The 15,556-nt window shown below is 67.3% G+C and carries 15 protein-coding genes, 1 tRNA gene and 1 pseudogene; 8 read left to right on the top strand and 9 right to left on the bottom strand.

Annotated features, from left to right (window positions below):
• Nucleotides 1-95 precede the first annotated feature (95 nt).
• The 6 genes and pseudogenes from VI08_RS02255 to VI08_RS02230 all read right to left on the bottom strand — a co-directional run bounded on the left by VI08_RS02255 (nucleotide 96) and on the right by VI08_RS02230 (nucleotide 5,120).
• Entirely contained in the window at nucleotides 96-659 is a 564-nt protein-coding gene (locus VI08_RS02255) for a hypothetical protein (RefSeq protein ID WP_045827897.1), read from the bottom strand.
• A gap of 74 nt (nucleotides 660-733) precedes the next feature.
• Complete coding sequence (locus VI08_RS02250; protein WP_045827896.1) at nucleotides 734-1,684, bottom strand: aspartyl/asparaginyl beta-hydroxylase domain-containing protein; 951 nt, start codon at nucleotides 1,682-1,684, stop codon at nucleotides 734-736.
• A gap of 76 nt (nucleotides 1,685-1,760) precedes the next feature.
• Nucleotides 1,761-2,536: pseudogene (gene thiD / locus VI08_RS02245) on the bottom strand (bifunctional hydroxymethylpyrimidine kinase/phosphomethylpyrimidine kinase).
• On the bottom strand, nucleotides 2,533-3,921 hold the full coding sequence (locus tag VI08_RS02240; RefSeq protein ID WP_045827895.1) for a PhoH family protein: 1,389 nt from the start codon (nucleotides 3,919-3,921) through the stop codon (nucleotides 2,533-2,535). Before VI08_RS02240 ends, thiD begins: the two are co-directional and overlap by 4 nt.
• An 82-nt stretch (nucleotides 3,922-4,003) precedes the next feature.
• Nucleotides 4,004-4,465 carry a peroxiredoxin gene (locus tag VI08_RS02235; protein WP_045827894.1) on the bottom strand — a complete coding sequence of 154 codons (462 nt, stop codon included), beginning with the start codon at nucleotides 4,463-4,465 and terminating at the stop codon, nucleotides 4,004-4,006.
• A gap of 22 nt (nucleotides 4,466-4,487) precedes the next feature.
• Nucleotides 4,488-5,120 carry an ACT domain-containing protein gene (locus tag VI08_RS02230; protein ID WP_084621179.1) on the bottom strand — a complete coding sequence of 211 codons (633 nt, stop codon included), beginning with the start codon at nucleotides 5,118-5,120 and terminating at the stop codon, nucleotides 4,488-4,490.
• Between the two features lie 108 nt (nucleotides 5,121-5,228).
• Here VI08_RS02230 and dapA point away from each other — a divergent pair, with 108 nt between their 5' ends.
• Both dapA and VI08_RS02220 read left to right on the top strand, forming a co-directional pair.
• Nucleotides 5,229-6,122 carry a 4-hydroxy-tetrahydrodipicolinate synthase gene (gene dapA, locus VI08_RS02225; protein WP_045827892.1) on the top strand — a complete coding sequence of 298 codons (894 nt, stop codon included), beginning with the start codon at nucleotides 5,229-5,231 and terminating at the stop codon, nucleotides 6,120-6,122.
• 40 nt (nucleotides 6,123-6,162) lie between these two features.
• Nucleotides 6,163-6,744 carry a hypothetical protein gene (locus tag VI08_RS02220; protein ID WP_045827891.1) on the top strand — a complete coding sequence of 194 codons (582 nt, stop codon included), beginning with the start codon at nucleotides 6,163-6,165 and terminating at the stop codon, nucleotides 6,742-6,744.
• Between the two features lie 153 nt (nucleotides 6,745-6,897).
• Here VI08_RS02220 and fdxA read toward each other — a convergent pair whose 3' ends face one another.
• Together fdxA and VI08_RS02210 are read right to left on the bottom strand one after the other, a co-directional pair.
• The gene (fdxA, locus tag VI08_RS02215) at nucleotides 6,898-7,221 is read right to left on the bottom strand and encodes a ferredoxin FdxA (protein ID WP_045827890.1); all 324 of its coding nucleotides are present in this window, start codon (nucleotides 7,219-7,221) and stop codon (nucleotides 6,898-6,900) included.
• A 29-nt stretch (nucleotides 7,222-7,250) separates the two neighbouring features.
• A tRNA-Glu gene (locus tag VI08_RS02210) sits at nucleotides 7,251-7,326 on the bottom strand.
• Nucleotides 7,327-7,544: 218 nt separating this feature from the next.
• On the opposite strand from VI08_RS02210, the gene pcnB reads away from it, so the two are divergent.
• From pcnB to pgi, 6 genes are all read left to right on the top strand, one after another.
• Nucleotides 7,545-8,876 (top strand): polynucleotide adenylyltransferase PcnB, encoded by a 1,332-nt coding sequence (pcnB, locus tag VI08_RS02205; RefSeq protein WP_198148820.1) that lies wholly within the window; start codon nucleotides 7,545-7,547, stop codon nucleotides 8,874-8,876.
• The gene (gene folK, locus VI08_RS02200) at nucleotides 8,873-9,358 is read left to right on the top strand and encodes a 2-amino-4-hydroxy-6-hydroxymethyldihydropteridine diphosphokinase (RefSeq protein WP_045827888.1); all 486 of its coding nucleotides are present in this window, start codon (nucleotides 8,873-8,875) and stop codon (nucleotides 9,356-9,358) included. The genes pcnB and folK overlap by 4 nt, the downstream gene beginning before the upstream one ends.
• Nucleotides 9,359-9,427: 69 nt before the next feature.
• Nucleotides 9,428-10,255: a 3-methyl-2-oxobutanoate hydroxymethyltransferase gene (gene panB, locus VI08_RS02195; RefSeq protein ID WP_045827887.1), complete on the top strand. Its 828-nt coding sequence runs from the start codon at nucleotides 9,428-9,430 to the stop codon at nucleotides 10,253-10,255.
• A 10-nt stretch (nucleotides 10,256-10,265) separates the two neighbouring features.
• The gene (panC, locus tag VI08_RS02190) at nucleotides 10,266-11,111 is read left to right on the top strand and encodes a pantoate--beta-alanine ligase (protein WP_045827886.1); all 846 of its coding nucleotides are present in this window, start codon (nucleotides 10,266-10,268) and stop codon (nucleotides 11,109-11,111) included.
• A 142-nt stretch (nucleotides 11,112-11,253) separates the two neighbouring features.
• Nucleotides 11,254-11,634, top strand: a complete 381-nt coding sequence (panD, locus tag VI08_RS02185) for an aspartate 1-decarboxylase (RefSeq protein ID WP_045827885.1) — start codon at nucleotides 11,254-11,256, stop codon at nucleotides 11,632-11,634.
• Nucleotides 11,635-11,888: 254 nt separating this feature from the next.
• Nucleotides 11,889-13,523, top strand: a complete 1,635-nt coding sequence (gene pgi, locus VI08_RS02180) for a glucose-6-phosphate isomerase (RefSeq protein WP_045827884.1) — start codon at nucleotides 11,889-11,891, stop codon at nucleotides 13,521-13,523.
• Between the two features lie 88 nt (nucleotides 13,524-13,611).
• Here the strand turns inward: pgi and parE are convergent, their stop codons facing one another.
• Nucleotides 13,612-15,501, bottom strand: a complete 1,890-nt coding sequence (gene parE, locus VI08_RS02175) for a DNA topoisomerase IV subunit B (RefSeq protein WP_045827883.1) — start codon at nucleotides 15,499-15,501, stop codon at nucleotides 13,612-13,614.
• Nucleotides 15,502-15,556 lie beyond the last annotated feature (55 nt).

Genomic DNA, 15,556 nt, shown 5'->3' with positions numbered 1-15,556 from the left:
TTCTGTATGTGTGGGAGCCAGCTTGCTGGCGATGCTCTTCAAAACCCGGCGAAAGCCGGGTTTTTCTTAGCGGCTCATTCGCTATGGCGAATGCATTAGTGGCCCGAAAAAGCGACCTCAGAGTCGGCCACCGCGCCCGGGACGGCACCATTCTGCAGCGCCCGCTGGCACACGGCAGCCTGCCGCGGATAACGCTCCACACAGAACGTCACCCACTTCCGCACACTCTTCGCCCGCTGCGACGGCAGCAGGTGACCCGTCAGCGGTGCACGCGAAAAACCCGTCAGCTCCTTCAGCACCGCCAGCAGCCCATCGTGCACGAACCACGGGTGGTACTGCGTATCCGAACGCCCCGTCACCGCCTGCACCCAGATCGACTGCTCCGGCAACGAACGGCTATCGCCCAGGTGCGCCACCACGTAGGGCACGGCCGGGCGGCCAAGGCTGATCAGCATGCGGAACGACTTCGCCTGCGTGCGCGAATCCCTGGTCAGGTCGGCGACGAGTTTGTCCACCAGGGGGCCGAGGTCGAGGGGCGCGGCTTCGGCCGTGGCGGGTGCCATGGGCGGCGTGCCGGGTGGCGGCGTGTACGCCGCTGGCGGGGCCGCCAGGGCGGCCGTGGGAATCAGTAAAGCGAGGAACACACCGTGCTTCGTCATGCCCGATTCTCCTTCAGGGCCCCACCCCGGCTGGAGTATCGCGCCAACCCGCGGGCTGGCGCGTGAAATCTTGTTTAACCGCGGACGAAGGGGTAGGGCGCCAGGAATACGAGCCAGATGGCGAGGACGATGCCCACGTATTTCACCGCACGGAAGAGCTTGGGGTTGGCCTTCTTGAAGCGCCTCGTGCGTTCGCGGCCGCGTTTGTTGAGGGCGAACATGCGGTTGACGAAGCCCACCTGCTCCTTGCCGTCGTCGCTGTTGGGCGAGGCGGTGATGGAGCCCATGAAGGCGCCGACGCGCTTGTTGATGGCGGTCATCAGGCCGAATTTGAGCGGGCGCTCGACGTCGGCGAACAGGATGACGCGGGTCTGGTCGGTGCGGTTTTCGGCCCAGTGCACGTAGGTTTCGTCGAAGACCACGTCCTTGCCATCGCGCCACGCATGCATCTCGCCATCGACGAAGATGCGGCAATCGTCGCTGTTGGGCGTGATGAGGCCCAGGTGGTAGCGGAGGGAGCCCGCGAACGGGTCGCGATGGGGGTTGAGGCGGCTGCCCGGGGGCAGCAGGGCGAACATGGCGGCCTTGACGCTGGGGATGGCGTTCAGCAGCTTCACCGTCTCCGGGCACAGGGCCTCGGCGGAGGCGAGCGGCTCGCCGTACCACTTCAGGTAGAAGCGCTTCCAGCCTTGCTTGAAGAACGAATTGAACGAGGCGTCGTTGTGCTTCTCGGCCGAGCGGATGTAGCCCTCGTCGAAGAGGTGCATGGCCTCTTCGCGGATCGCCTGCCAGTTGTTTTGCAGCAGGTCGAGCTGCGGGAAGCCGCTGCGGTCGAGGATGGGGCGGGCGGGCACGGCCGAAAACGCGTACATCAGCAGGTTGTAAGGCGCGAACAGGGCCGAGTGGTCGACCAGCTGGCGGTCGAAGCGCAGGCGCGAGCGGCCGCGCAGGTGCACCAGCAGGACGCACAGCGTGAACAGCACCAGGATGTACAGGACGATGAAGCGGGGCCCGAGGAGATTCATGGGGTTGCACTCGAAAGGACGGGCGATACATGAGGCCCGGTGGGCCCTGTATCAACGCGCATAGGATACTCCGCCCTCAGTGGCCCAGCACGTGCGCCGCGCCGCCGCCGGGGCGCCAGGCGCCGCGGAAGGCCTTGTCGAGCCACGTGATGGCGGCGCGGACAGCCGCCTGCGGCGCTTTGCCCCGGGCCAGGTGGGCCGTGACAGCAGACGCAAGCGTGCAGCCGCTGCCGTGGCCCTCGAAGGGCAGGCGGGCGTGGCGGAAGGCCAGGGCGCCGCCGGCATCGTAGTAGCGGTCGACGATGTCCCTGCCGCCCGCATGGCCGCCCTTGAGCAATACGCCGCGGGCGCCGAGGGCGAGCAGGTCGGCCCCGGCTTCATCGAACGCCTTGCCGATGCGGCGCCCGAGCAGGGCCTCGGCCTCGGGGAGGTTGGGCGTGAGGATATCGGCGAGGGGGATGAGCCGGCTGGCCAGCGCGTCGAGCGCGTTGTCGTCGAGGAGGCGCGCCCCGCTGGTGGCGACCATGACCGGGTCGACGACGAGCCATGGTGGCTGGCGCGTGGCCAGCTCTTTCGCCACGAGTTTCGTCATGGCCGCGCTGCCCAGCATGCCGGTCTTCACGGCGGCCACGGGGAAGTCGGCGAACACGGCGTCGACCTGGGCGCGCAGGTGCGCCAGCGGCACGGTGTGCACGGCGGTGACGCCGCGCGTGTTCTGCGCGGTGACCGCCGTGATGGCCGTGAGGCATGCGTGCCGAGGGTATGGAAGGTCTTGAGGTCGGCCTGGATGCCCGCACCACCGCCGGAATCCGACCCGGCGATGGTGAGGGTGTTCGGCTTGCCTTGCGTCACAAGGCTTCGGAGGCGAAATCGGCCAGGCGCGACCGTTCACCGCGCTTGAGCGTGATGTGGCCGGAATGGGCCCACATCTTGAAACGGTCCACCGCGTAAGTGAGGCCCGAGGTGGTTTCGGTGAGGTAGGGCGTGTCGATCTGCTCCACGTTGCCGAGGCACACGATCTTCGTGCCCGGGCCCGCACGCGTGATCAGCGTCTTCATCTGCTTCGGCGTGAGGTTCTGCGCCTCGTCGATGATGAGGTAGCGGCTGAGGAACGTGCGGCCACGCATGAAGTTCAGCGAGCGGATCTTCACCCGCGAGGCCAGCAGGTCGTTGGTGGCCTGGCGGCCCCACGAGCCACCCTCCTCGGGGTTGGCGAGCACCTCGAGGTTATCGGTGAGCGCGCCCATCCACGGGGTCATCTTTTCCTCCTCCGTACCGGGCAGGAAGCCGATGTCCTCGCCGACCGACACCGTGGCGCGGGTCATGATGATCTCGCGGTAACGCTGCTGGTCCATCACCTGCGCAAGGCCGGCGGCGAGGGCGAGCAGCGTCTTGCCCGTGCCGGCGGTGCCGAGCAGCGTGACGAAATCCACGTCGGGATCCATCAGCAGGTTCATGGCGAAGTTCTGCTCGCGGTTGCGCGCGGCGATGCCCCACACGCCATGCGCCGCGTGGGTGTGGTCGTCGAGCAGGACGAGCTTTGCGCGCTGTGCATCTTCGGGGCCTTTCAGCTCCAGCACGCGCAGCTCCACGTCGTTCTCGCCGGGCATGTAGAGGCACTCGTTGGGGTACCAGTGCTCGTCCTCGCGTACGTCGAGTTCGTAGAACGTGCGCCCGCGCTCGTTCCAGGAGCGGACCTCGGGGTGGCGGTTCCAGAAGTCCTCCGGCAGGGCGTCGGAACCCGTGAACAGCAGCGCGAAATCGTCGAGCGCGCGGTCGTTCTCGTAGTCCTCGGCGGTGATACCGTAGATGGAGCCCTTGATGCGTAGGTTGATGTCCTTGGTGACAAGGATGACGGGGCGATCGGGGAACTGGTCGCGCAGGTCGATGACGGACGACAGGATCTGGTTGTCGGCCTTGCCGTTGCCGTGGCTCGCGCGCTGCTGGAAGTACAGGCGGCCCACCGCGCCGCGCTTGAGCTTGATGCCCTGGGGGTTTTCCAGCTCGAGGCCTTCTTTCAGGCCGTCGACGCCGCCGCGTTCGATCAGTTCGTTGATGAAGCGGCTTACCTGGCGGGCGTTGCGCGAAACTTCCGACCCGCCTTTCTTCTTGTCGTCCAGTTCCTCCAGCACCGTCATCGGTATGAAGACATCGTGTTCCTCGAAGCGGAACAGCGATGTCGGGTCGTGCAGCAGCACGTTGGTGTCGAGGGCGTAGATGCGCTTGCTTCCGTTCATGCGGAAGTGACCTCATGCGGAGGTTGCGATACCCGGCCACGCGGCAGTGGCCGGGGGAAGGAGCCGCGTGGCGCGGTGTCCGTCACGCGGTTGGAACACTCTCGAGCACGGCCTGGGCATGGCCGGGCACCTTGACCCCGCGCCACTCGGCGAAGAGCTTGCCGTCGGGGTCGATCAGGAAGGTGCTGCGGACCACGCCCATGTGGCGCTTGCCATACAGCACTTTCTCGTGGATGACGTCGAACGCCTGGCACCAGGCCTCGTCGGCATCGGAAACGAGCGGGAAGGGCAGTTCGTGCTTCGCCGCGTAGTTGGCGTGCGAGCGGACCGAGTCGCGCGAGACACCGATGACCTCGGCGCCGAGGGCCTGGAATTGCGCGTACCTGTCGCGGAAATCGCGGGCCTCGCTGGTGCAGCCCGGCGTGTTGTCCTTGGGATAGAAGAAGACGACGACCCACTGGCCGGTGAGGGACGACAACGCCAGCGTGGAACCATCGCCGAGCGTGCCCTTGAGTTTCGGAACCTTCTTGCCCTTGCCGATCATGCGTTGCGTCTTTTTCCTAACGTCAGAATTTCACGGGATCCATGATGGCATCGAGGTTGAGGCCATCGCAAAGCTCGAGGAAATCGTCGCGCAGGGCGGCGATGTGCGTTTCGGACGGGATGCCAATGGTGATCTGCGCCTGGAACATGTCGGCGCCCGTCTGCATGGCCTGGTAGCGCATGGATGACAGCTGCTCGACGCTGATGTCGCGGCGCGAGAAGAACTCGATGATCTTGACGAGGATGCCGGGGCGGTCGGCCGCGATGACCTCGACGAGGTAGGGCAGCAGGTGCGCCGTGGGCTCGCGCGGCGTGGTGCGGTAGTGCACCAGCTGCAGTTCCTCGTCGCGCGCGAGCTTGCCCACGGCCGTCTCGAGCTTGGCCACGGCATCCCACGCGCCGGAGGCGAGCAGCATCACCGAGGTATCGTTGCCGATGGTGGAGACCCGGGCATCGGCCAGGTTGCAGCCGGAATCGGCGATGCGCTTGGCGAGGGCGAGGATGGGCGCGCGGTGCGCCGGCGACAGCGTCGAGATGAGGAGCTGGTTATCGGTGGCGGCGCTGCGTGCTACGGAACGGTTCAAGGCCTTCACTACCCATGGCGCGGCCCGCGGGGCGCGGGGCGTCGCTGTTGGCCCGAGCTTAACGGGCGGCATCCGGCCGTAGCAAGACGCGCCGGCCCCGCGGCGGCCCGGCGGGCCGAATGGACTCCCCGGAAACGCCCCGGTACCATGCGAAGGGCTGGTTCCTCAACGGGTTTCACCTTGGATATTTCCGGAAGCATCACCGCGCTGGCGACGCCGTTCGCCGCCGACGGTTCCCTCGATCTCGACGCGTTCGGCCGCCTGCTCGACCAGCAGCTGGCTGGCGGCACGCAAGCCGTCGTCGTCGCCGGGTCGACGGGCGAGTCGCACTTCCTCGAACACGACGAGTTCGAGCGCCTGCTCGCGTTCGCGGTGAAACACATCGACAAACGCATCCCGGTCATCGCCGGCACCGGCGAAGCCGGCACGGCCAAGACCATCGCCACCACGCGCCTGGCGAAGGCGTTGGGCGCCGATGCGGCCCTGGTGGTGGCGCCGTTCTACGTGCGCCCCACGCAGGAGGGCATGCGCCGCCATTTCCTGGCCGTGGCCGACGAAGGCGGCCTGCCGGTCATCCTCTACAACGTGCCGCCGCGCACCGGCGTCGATATCGCGCCCGAGACCGTGGCGGCCCTGCGCGAGCACCCGGGCATCCTGGGCATCAAGGAGGCCCGTGGCGATATCGAGCGCATCCGCGCCATGGCGGAACTTATCCGCCCCGATTTCGTCTACCTCAGCGGCGACGACGGTTCGGCCCACCAGGCCATGCTGGCCGGCGCCGCGGGCACCATCTCGGTGGTGGCCAACCTCGTGCCGGGGGCTTTCCGTGAATTGTGCGACGCCGCCCGCTCGGGCAGCGCCGAGCGCACGGCCAGCGCCACGGCACGGCTGGCCCCCCTCATCGATGCCCTGAACTGCGCACCGAACCCCATCCCCGTCAAGGCCGGCCTGGCCCTGCTGGGCCTGGGCTCGGCGGCGCCGCGCCTGCCCCTGGTCCCCCTCGAGGCGGGCCCGGCGCTGGCAAAAGTGCGCGAAACGCTCGCCGCTCTGGCACCATTGGCGGCTGCGGCCTGACGCCAACCCCATTCAACGGATCCAAACGGAACTGAAGTTCATGAAGAAAACCTCGTACGCGCTGGTCGTCCCGGCACTGCTCATGTCCGTCCTGGTCGTCTCCGGCTGCGGCGCGTTCCGCTCCACCAAGCAGTGGGAAAAGGCCAAGCAGGAGGCCCCGCTGGAGATCCCGCCGGGCATGGATACCCCGTCGACCAGTGCCGCGCTCGTCATCCCCGATGCCGGCTCCGGCGCCGCCGCGGCCGGTGGCGCGTCCGCCGCCCCGGTCTCCGATGGCTTCATCCTCACCGACGCCCCCGACGCCGCCTACCGCCGCATCGGCGAGACCCTCGCTGCGGGCGATGTCGGCACGGTCACGGCGCACGACGACGACACGCACACCTACCAGATCACCGCCACGGCGGGCGCGCCGGAAGACCACCGCGGCTTCTTCAAGCGCATGTTCGGCGGCAAGAACCCCGATGCCGACCAGGCCGGTTCGGCGGGCCCGGGCGGCAACAAACGCTCGGTGGTGCTTACCGTGAACCCCAGCGGCACCGGCTCGGAAATCCGCGCGCAGGGCGATGCCAACGGTGTGCGCCGCGTCATCGATGCACTGAAGTCGCGCCTTGGCGTGAAGTAAACCGCGTGGGAGCGCGCTTGCGCGCGATGGGTGTTGCGAGATACACCATCGCGCGCAAGCGCGCTCCCACAGGCGAAGCCTCGCAGGTCATGCCGCCCATCCAGGCTGCAAGCCAAAAAAAAGGCCCCGCGAGGGGCCTTTTGCTTTACCTGCTCAACGCTGGAGCAAGTCGATCTTGTTGGGCTTGTTTTCCCAATCCTTGGCATCGGGCATACCATCCTTCCGCTCGGTGATCACTGGCCAGTCTTTCGACAGGTCAGCATTGAGCGCCACGAACTGCTCCTGCCCGGCGGGGACGTCGTCCTCGGGGTAGATGGCGTTGATGGGGCACTCCGGCTCGCAGAGGGTGCAGTCGATGCACTCGTCCGGATTGATCACCAGGAAGTTGGGGCCCTCGTGGAAGGCATCCACGGGGCAGACCTCGACGCAATCCGTGTACTTGCACTTGATGCAGTTGTCGGTGACGACAAAGGTCATGCGAACGGTTCGGCGCCGGAGGGGGAAAGTGGCGCTCCCTACGAGGTTCGAACTCGTGTTCCAGCCTTGAGAGGGCCGTGTCCTAGACCACTAGACGAAGGGAGCGTGTCGTACGAAACATACGAAGCGCGCTAGTATATCCAAATTCCGCCCGCTGGCAACGCTTTTGGGGCCTGCTCGTCGGATTGGGTCTAATTCGTTACATTTGGCCCGTTCATCCCGACACCGGCCGCCGGTGGGGGCAGCCACGTGACCGGGCGCCATGGCGCCCGCCAGGACACCAACGCTTGAATTCCGACACAAGGAATGACGTTCCGCAGGGCATGCGCATCATCCCCCGCGAAGCACATTCCATTTCCCGCAAGAACATCAGCAAAGCCGCCCTGCGCGTGCTTTACCGCCTGCACGACGCCGGGTTCGCCGCGTACCTGGTGGGCGGCGCCGTGCGCGACCTGCTGCTGGGCGGGCACCCCAAGGATTTCGACGTGGCCACCAATGCCACGCCGGAGGAAGTGAAGGGCCTTTTCCGCAATTGCCGGCTTATTGGCCGCCGCTTCCGCCTGGCCCACGTGGTATTCGGCCCCGAGATCATCGAAGTGGCCACGTTCCGTGGCACCGGTGAAGAGGGTGCCGCGGGCGAGGGCGACCGCCACATCGTCGACGGCCGCATTGTCCGGGACAATATCTGGGGAACCATCGAGGAAGACGCGGTGCGCCGCGATTTCCGCGTCAATGCGCTTTATTACGACATCGCCGATTTCAGCGTCCGTGATTATGTCGGCGGCATGCAGGACCTCGACGACCGCACCATGCGCCTTATCGGCGACCCGGAGCAGCGCTACCGCGAGGATCCGGTCCGCATGCTCCGCGCGGCACGCCTCGCGGCCAAGCTCGGCTTCACCATCGATACCTCGGCCTCGGCGCCGTTCAAGAAGCTGGGTCACCTGCTGACCGAAGCCTCGCCGGCCCGCCTGTTCGACGAGTCGCTGAAGCTGTTCCTGGCCGGCCATGGCCTGAAGAGCTTCAAGATGCTCGAAGCCTGTGGCCTGCTCGAGTTCCTCTTCCCGGCCACCGCCCGGGCGCTGGAGCGCGGCGACACCGCGCTGCGCGCGCTGGTGGAGCAGGGCCTCGCCAATACCGATGCCCGCATCGCCGAGGGCAAGTCGGTCACGCCGGCCTTCCTCTACGCCGTGCTGCTATGGGGCGAGGTCCGCGACCAGGCCCACGGCTGGATGGCGCAGGGCCTCGACATGAACGAGGCCTGGCAGCGGGCCGCCGTGCATGTGGTGGGCGAGCAGTGCCAGCGCGTGGCCATCCCGCGCCGCTTCACGTTCACCATGGAGGAGATCTGGGCACTGCAGCCACGCTTCGAACAGATCCACCGCAAGCGCGTGTTCCGCCTCATGTCGCACCCGCGGTTCCGGGCCGCCTTCGATTTCCTGTTGCTGCGCGCCCACGAATCCGAGCGCATGCGCGAGCTGGGCGAGTGGTGGGCGCACGCCCAGCAGTTGCCGCCTGAAATGCTGGCGGCCGCGCTGGGCGGCGGTGGCGTGCCAGCTCACGACGGCAGCACCGTCGCGGCCACGGCACCGGCCCGCAAGCGCCGCCGCCGTCGCAAGCCCACCCGGGGCAAAGGCGATTCGGGCGGTTCGTGAGCGTCACCGCCCTGATCGGCCTGGGGGGCAACCTGGGTGACGTGCGGCCCCGCCTCGAGGCGGCCATCGCCGCCCTGGATGCCATGCCGGGCATCCGCGTGCTGGCGCGCTCGCGGTTCTACCGCACGCCGCCGTGGGGCAATACGGCGCAGCCCGAGTTCATCAATGCGGCCATCGCGGTGGCGACCACCCTGGGCGCCCATGCCTTGCTCGACGCGCTCCTGGCCACGGAGCGCGCCTTTGGCCGTGTACGCGACGGCGAGCGGTGGGGCCCGCGCACCCTGGACCTCGACCTGCTCGCCTACGGCGACGCGACGTTGCACGACGACCGGCTGACCGTGCCGCACCCCCGCATCGCCGAGCGCGCCTTCGTGCTGCTGCCACTGGCGGATATCGCGGCCGAAACGGTTCTGCCGGGCCAGGGCCGGGTGGGCGACCTGCTGGCCGCCGTGGACGCGGCTGAATGCTTGCCGCTTGCGTGACGCGGGTTCCTTGAGCCGGCGCACGATCAGGCGGACAATTCCGGATTCATCCAACGAGGCGACAAGAGCGTGTACGTGGAAACAACGAGCGCGCCGGCGCGCAAGCCGGTGACCGTGCCGGGCCTGGGGGCGATGAAAGCCGAGGGCCGGAAGATCGTGATGCTCACCGCCTACGACGCGAGTTTCGCCGCGCAACTGGAAACGGCCGGGGTGGATGTCGCCCTGGTCGGCGATTCCCTGGGCATGGTGGTGCAGGGCAGGTCGAGCACGCTGCCGGTCACAGTCGACGACATGGTCTACCACACCGCCGCGGTGGCCCGTGGGCTGGCCGCCACGCTGCTCGTGGCCGACCTGCCATTCATGAGCGACCGCGACGTGCCCGCCGCCATGGCCGCGGCCACGCGCCTTGTCGCCGAGGGCGGCGCCGCCATGGTCAAGATCGAAGGCGCCGGCCGCATCTGCGAGGTCATCGCGGCGCTGGCCGAACGCGACATCCCCGTGTGCGGCCACCTGGGCCTCACCCCGCAGTCGGTGAACAAGTTCGGTGGCTACAAGGTGCAGGGCAAGACCGACGCGGCCGCCGAAAAGCTGTTCGCGGATGCGCAGGCGGTCGAGGCCGCCGGTGCCGATCTCCTCGTCCTCGAGTGCGTGCCCTCGGCCCTGGCCGCGCGCATCACGCAGGCGCTTACCATCCCCGTCATCGGCATCGGCGCGGGCGTGGGTTGCGACGGCCAGGTGCTGGTGGTGTACGACATGCTCGGGCTCACCCCGGGCAAGCGGCCGAAGTTTTCCAAGGATTTCCTCGCCGGGCAGGGTTCCATTCCCTCGGCTATCCGCGCGTACGCGGACGACGTACGGGCCGGGGCGTTCCCGGGCCCGGAACACAGCTTCAGCTAAAGGGCCCGCCATGCAGACCGTGACCGATGCCGCCGCGCTCCGCGCCACCATCCGTGGCTGGCGCACCGCCGGCCAGGTGGTGGGCTTCGTGCCCACCATGGGTAACCTCCACGAGGGCCACCATTCGCTGTTGAAGCTGGCCCGCGCCCGCGCCGACCGCGTGGTGGCCTCGGTGTTCGTCAACCCCACCCAATTCGGCCCGGGCGAGGATTTCGAGCGGTACCCGCGCACCCTGGCCCAGGACCAGGTGGGCCTGGCCGAAGCCGGCTGCGACGTGCTGTTCGCGCCGGAGGTGGCCACCATGTACCCCTTCGGCCCCGCCGCCAGCGTCAGTGTCCACGTGCCCGTGGTGACCGATACGCTGGAAGGCGCCCACCGCGCCGGCCACTTCGACGGCGTGGCCACGGTGGTGTCCAAGCTCTTCCACCTCGTGCAGCCGGATTTCGCCGTTTTCGGCCAAAAGGATTTCCAGCAGCTGAAGGTCATCGAGCGGATGGTCCGCGACCTCTCCCTGCCGGTGAAGATCATGTCCGGCCCCACGCTGCGCGACGACGATGGGCTGGCCAAGAGTTCGCGCAACCAGTACCTGTCGCCGGCCGAGCGCCAGCGGGCTCCGCAGATCTACGCCACGCTTACGCAAATGCGTGATCTTTTTCGCCAGGGGCATAACTGGCAGGCGCTGGAAACGGCCGCCAGGGCCCGCCTGGAGCGCGCCGGTTTCACGCCGGATTACGTCGCCATCCGCCGGGCCGACGACCTGGCCGAGCCGGCCACGGACGAGCGCGAGGGCCTCGTGGCGCTGGTCGCCGCCCGGCTGGGCGCCACGCGCCTCATCGATAACCTGCCTTTCGACTAAACGTCTTCACAAACGGGCACTTGCGTTTCCGGCCCGGCTCCCCCATAAAGCGCCTCGAACCGAGGAAGCCCCTTCGCGACGGCCAGGGCCACCCTCCGTTAGAATGGGCGTTTTTGTAACCGCCACACCTGTAGAGACCGCCATGCACCTCAACATGCTCAAGTGCAAGATCCACCGTGCCACGGTGACTCACGCCGAGCTGAACTACGAAGGTTCCATCGCCATCGACGGCAACCTCCTCGATGCCGCGGGTATCCGCGAGTACGAGCAGATCCATGCCTGGAACATCAACAACGGCGAACGCTTCGTCACGTACGCGCTGCGTGCGGAAGAGGGCTCGGGCATCATCTCCGTGAACGGTAGCGCCGCGCGGCGCGTGTCCACCGGCGACCTGGTCATCATCGCGGCCTTCGTTGGCCTCTCCGAGGCCGAAATGGCGAAGTACCAGCCCGACCTGGTCTACGTCGACGCCAGCAACCGCATCACCCACACGAACCATTCGATCCCGAAGCAGGCGGCCTGAGGCCCCCTGCTTCACCCTGTGGGAGCGCGCTTGCGCGCGATACCCTCCCCACAAGCCCCAACCGCAGGCCGATGAAGCACGGCGCTTCATCGCCCTGTTGGCTTTTCGCGCGCAAGCGCGCTCCCACGACCGCCGCTCCGTGGGTTTGTGCGATGCGACCAAAGGCCAGCCCCCGCGCTGTCAGTTAATACAATCCGACCACATTGCACTGCGGTACTATCGGGGCTTCCCTCCGTCGCAGCCAAGTGGAAGCCATGGATTCAACGTACGTCCCCCTGCCTTCGTTCGAAGAGCACGCCAGCCGCCTTGCCGGCACCCATCTACGCAGCCTGGTCAACGACGCATCGCGCAATGAGCGCTTCCGCCGCCGTGTAGGTCCCATCCTGCTCGACATCACGCGCCAGAAGCTCGACGTCGCGGCGCTCGATGCCGTGGGCGCGTTCATCGAAAGCACCGGCTGGGAAGCCGCGCGCGATGCGATGTTCGAGGGCAAGCACATCAACACGTCCGAGGACCGTGCGGTGCTGCACACCGCCCTGCGTGGTGGCGCGTCGCGCCACCCCGCGGCGCCGGCCGACGTGCGCAGGGAAGTGGCCGATGCACTCGACAAGATGGAGAAGCTGGTCAGCGCGGTGCATCGTGGCGAGGGCGAATCCGTTGGCCTCATCGGCCGCGTCACCGACGTGGTGAACATCGGCATCGGCGGTTCCGACCTCGGCCCGCGCCTTGCCGTCCACGCGCTGGAGCAGTTCCACGTCAAGGGCATCAACAGCCACTTCCTCACCAACGTCGATGGCCAGGCGGCGTACGACCTGATGCGCAAGCTCGACCCGGCGCACACGCTGGTCATCCTGGTATCCAAGAGCTTCAACACGCAGGAAACGCTGCTCAACGGCGGTGTGTTCCGCGACTGGATCCTGAAGGCCAACGGCGGCGACCAGACGAAGACCTCGAAGCACTTCATCGCGGTCAGCTCGAATGTCGAGGCCGTGAACAAGTGGGGTGCCTCGCAGGTGCTGCCCATGTGGGACTGGGTCGGCGGGCGGTTTTCGCTGTGGTCGGCGGTGGGTGCGTCCATCGCTTTCGCGATCGGCATGCAGGGTTTCCGCGAACTGCTCGCCGGCGCCGCCGAGGCCGACGATCATTTCCGCACCGTGAAGTGGCAGGACAACGTGCCGGTGCTGACGGCCATCGCCGAGCTGTGGAACCGCAACATCCTGGGCCGCAGCAGCCGTGCCGTGGTGCCCTACGTCGATTCGCTGGCCGACCTGCCGTCGTACCTGCAGCAGCTGGAGATGGAATCGCTCGGCAAGCACGTGCACCCGACCACGGGCAAGGAAGTGGCGGGCTCCACCGTGCCGGTGGTGTGGGGCAGCATCGGCACCAACGCCCAGCACGCGTATTTCCAGGCGCTGCACCAGGGTACCGACACCGTGCCGCTCGAGTTCATCGGCCTGGTGAAGCCGGCGCACCCGCTGCGCGAGAACCAGGACGTGCTCACCTCGAACCTGCTGGCGCAGGCCGCGGCCCTGTCGCTGGGCAAGACCTTCGACGAGGCGCTGGCCGAAGCGAAGACGGGCACGGAAGAGCAACGCCGCGCGCTCGCCGCGCAGCGCACGTTCAAGGGCGACCGCCCAAGCACCGTGTTCATGCTCGATTCGCTTACGCCGCACTCGCTCGGCGCGCTCATCGCGCTGTACGAGCACAAGGTGTTCATGCTCGGCCACCTGTGGGGCATCAACGCGTTCGACCAGTGGGGCGTGGAACTGGGCAAGACGATTGCCAAGCAGATCTACCCCTCGCTGGCCAACGACAAGGATGCCGGTGACATCGGCCAGTTCGACGCGGCCACGCGCGGCCTGATCGAAGCGATCCGCGACCGCCGCTAGGCAGCCGTAAAAATGTAGGAGCCCACCCTGTGGGCGACAGCTCCTCGCGAAGAGCTGTCGCCCACAGGGTGGGCTCCTACTTTTTTTATCAGACCTCGAGGGTGGCCAGGTCGCCCTTTTCCTCGAGCCACTGTTTGCGGTCGCTGGCGCGCTTCTTCGCCAGCAGCATGTCCATGAGCTTCTGCGTGCCGTCTTCGGTATCGACCGTGAGCTGCACCAGTCGGCGCGTATCGGGGTGGATGGTGGATTCGCGCAGCTGCGCGGGGTTCATCTCGCCCAGGCCCTTGAACCGGGTGACCGAGACGGCGCCCTTCATTTTCTCGCGCTCCACCTTCTCGAGCATGAGGCGCTTTTCTTCCTCGTCGAGGCAATAGAAGACCTGCTTGCCCACGTCGACGCGGAACAGCGGCGGCATGGCGACGAAGACATGCCCCTGCTGCACCAGCGCGGGGAAGTGGCGCAGGAACAACGCCGACAGCAGCGTGGCGATGTGCAGCCCGTCGGAGTCGGCATCGGCCAGGATCACCACCTTGCCGTAGCGCAGGCCGGAGAGATCGTCCTTGCCCGGGTCGCAGCCGATGGCCACGGCGAGGTCGTGCACTTCCTGCGACGCGAGCACGGCGGTGGATTCCACTTCCCACGTGTTGAGGATCTTGCCGCGCAGCGGCAGGATGGCCTGGAAATCCTTGTCGCGCGCCTGCTTGGCCGAGCCGCCCGCCGAATCGCCCTCGACGAGGAAGAGTTCGGTGCGGGTGAGGTCGGTGGCCGCGCAGTCGGCGAGCTTGCCGGGCAGGGCGGGGCCCTGGGTGATCTTCTTGCGCACCACCTGCTTGGCCGCCTTGAGGCGCGCGCTGGCGCGCTCGATGGCGAGCTGGGCGATCTTCTCGCCAAGGTCGACGTGCTGGTTCAGCCACAAGCTGAAGGCATCGTGCACCACGCCTTCCACCACGCCGGCCGCGTTGCGCGACGACAGGCGCTCCTTGGTCTGCCCGGCGAACTGGGCATCCTGCAGCTTGATGCTGAGCACGAAGGCGAGGCGCTCCCACACGTCCTCCGGCGCGAGCTTGACGCCGCGCGGCAGCAGGTTGCGCAGGTCGCAGAACTCACGGATGGCGTTGGTGAGGCCCGAACGCAGGCCATTCACGTGCGTGCCGCCCTGCGCGGTGGGGATGAGGTTCACGTAGCTTTCCTGCACCAGCTCGCCCTCGGGCAGCCAGCACAACGCGACGTCGACCGTATCGGTCTCGCGGGCGAAATGCTTGACGAAGAGATCGGCCGGCAAGGCCTCGGCGCCCTGCAGCTCGGCGCGCAGGTAATCCTGCAGGCCATCCTCGAAGTACCACTCGGTGGTTTCGCCAGCGGCTTCGTCGTGCAGGCGCACCGTGAGGCCCGCGCACAGCACGGCCTTGGCGCGCAGCAGGTGCTTGAGCTTGGAAACGAGGATGCGCGGGGAATCGAAGTATTTCGGGTCGGGCCAGAAACGCAGCGTGGTGCCGGTCTTCTTCTTCGGCACGCTGCCGATGACCTCGAGCTCGCTGGCGCGGTCGCCGTCGGCGAAGCTCATGCGGAACTCCTGCCCCTCGCGGCGGATGGTGACATCCACGCGGGTGGAGAGCGCATTCACCACCGAGACGCCCACGCCGTGCAGGCCGCCGGAGAAGGCGTAGTTCTTGTTCGAGAACTTGCCGCCGGCATGCAGGCGCGTGAGGATGAGCTCGACGCCCGGCACCTTTTCCTCGGGGTGGATGTCGACCGGCATGCCGCGGCCATCGTCCGTCACCTCCACCGAGCCGTCGTTGAAGACGGTGACATCGATGGCCTTGGCGTGGCCGGCGAGGGCTTCATCCACCGAGTTGTCGATGACCTCCTGCGCCAGGTGGTTCGGGCGCGAGGTGTCGGTGTACATGCCGGGCCGGCGCTTGACCGGGTCAAGGCCGCTGAGGACTTCGATGTCTGAGGCGTTGTAACGAGTATTCATCAGGCGGTGGGTCGTTTCGATAGCCGGGCAGGATGGGTGAGCGGGTCGGGGCGGT

The sequence above is a fragment of the Luteibacter yeojuensis genome, assembly GCF_000964085.1.
Classification (GTDB): Bacteria; Pseudomonadota; Gammaproteobacteria; order Xanthomonadales; family Rhodanobacteraceae; genus Luteibacter; species Luteibacter yeojuensis_A.
Note: the sequence above shows the minus strand (reverse complement) of the source record. Positions and strands in the feature narration are given on the sequence as shown.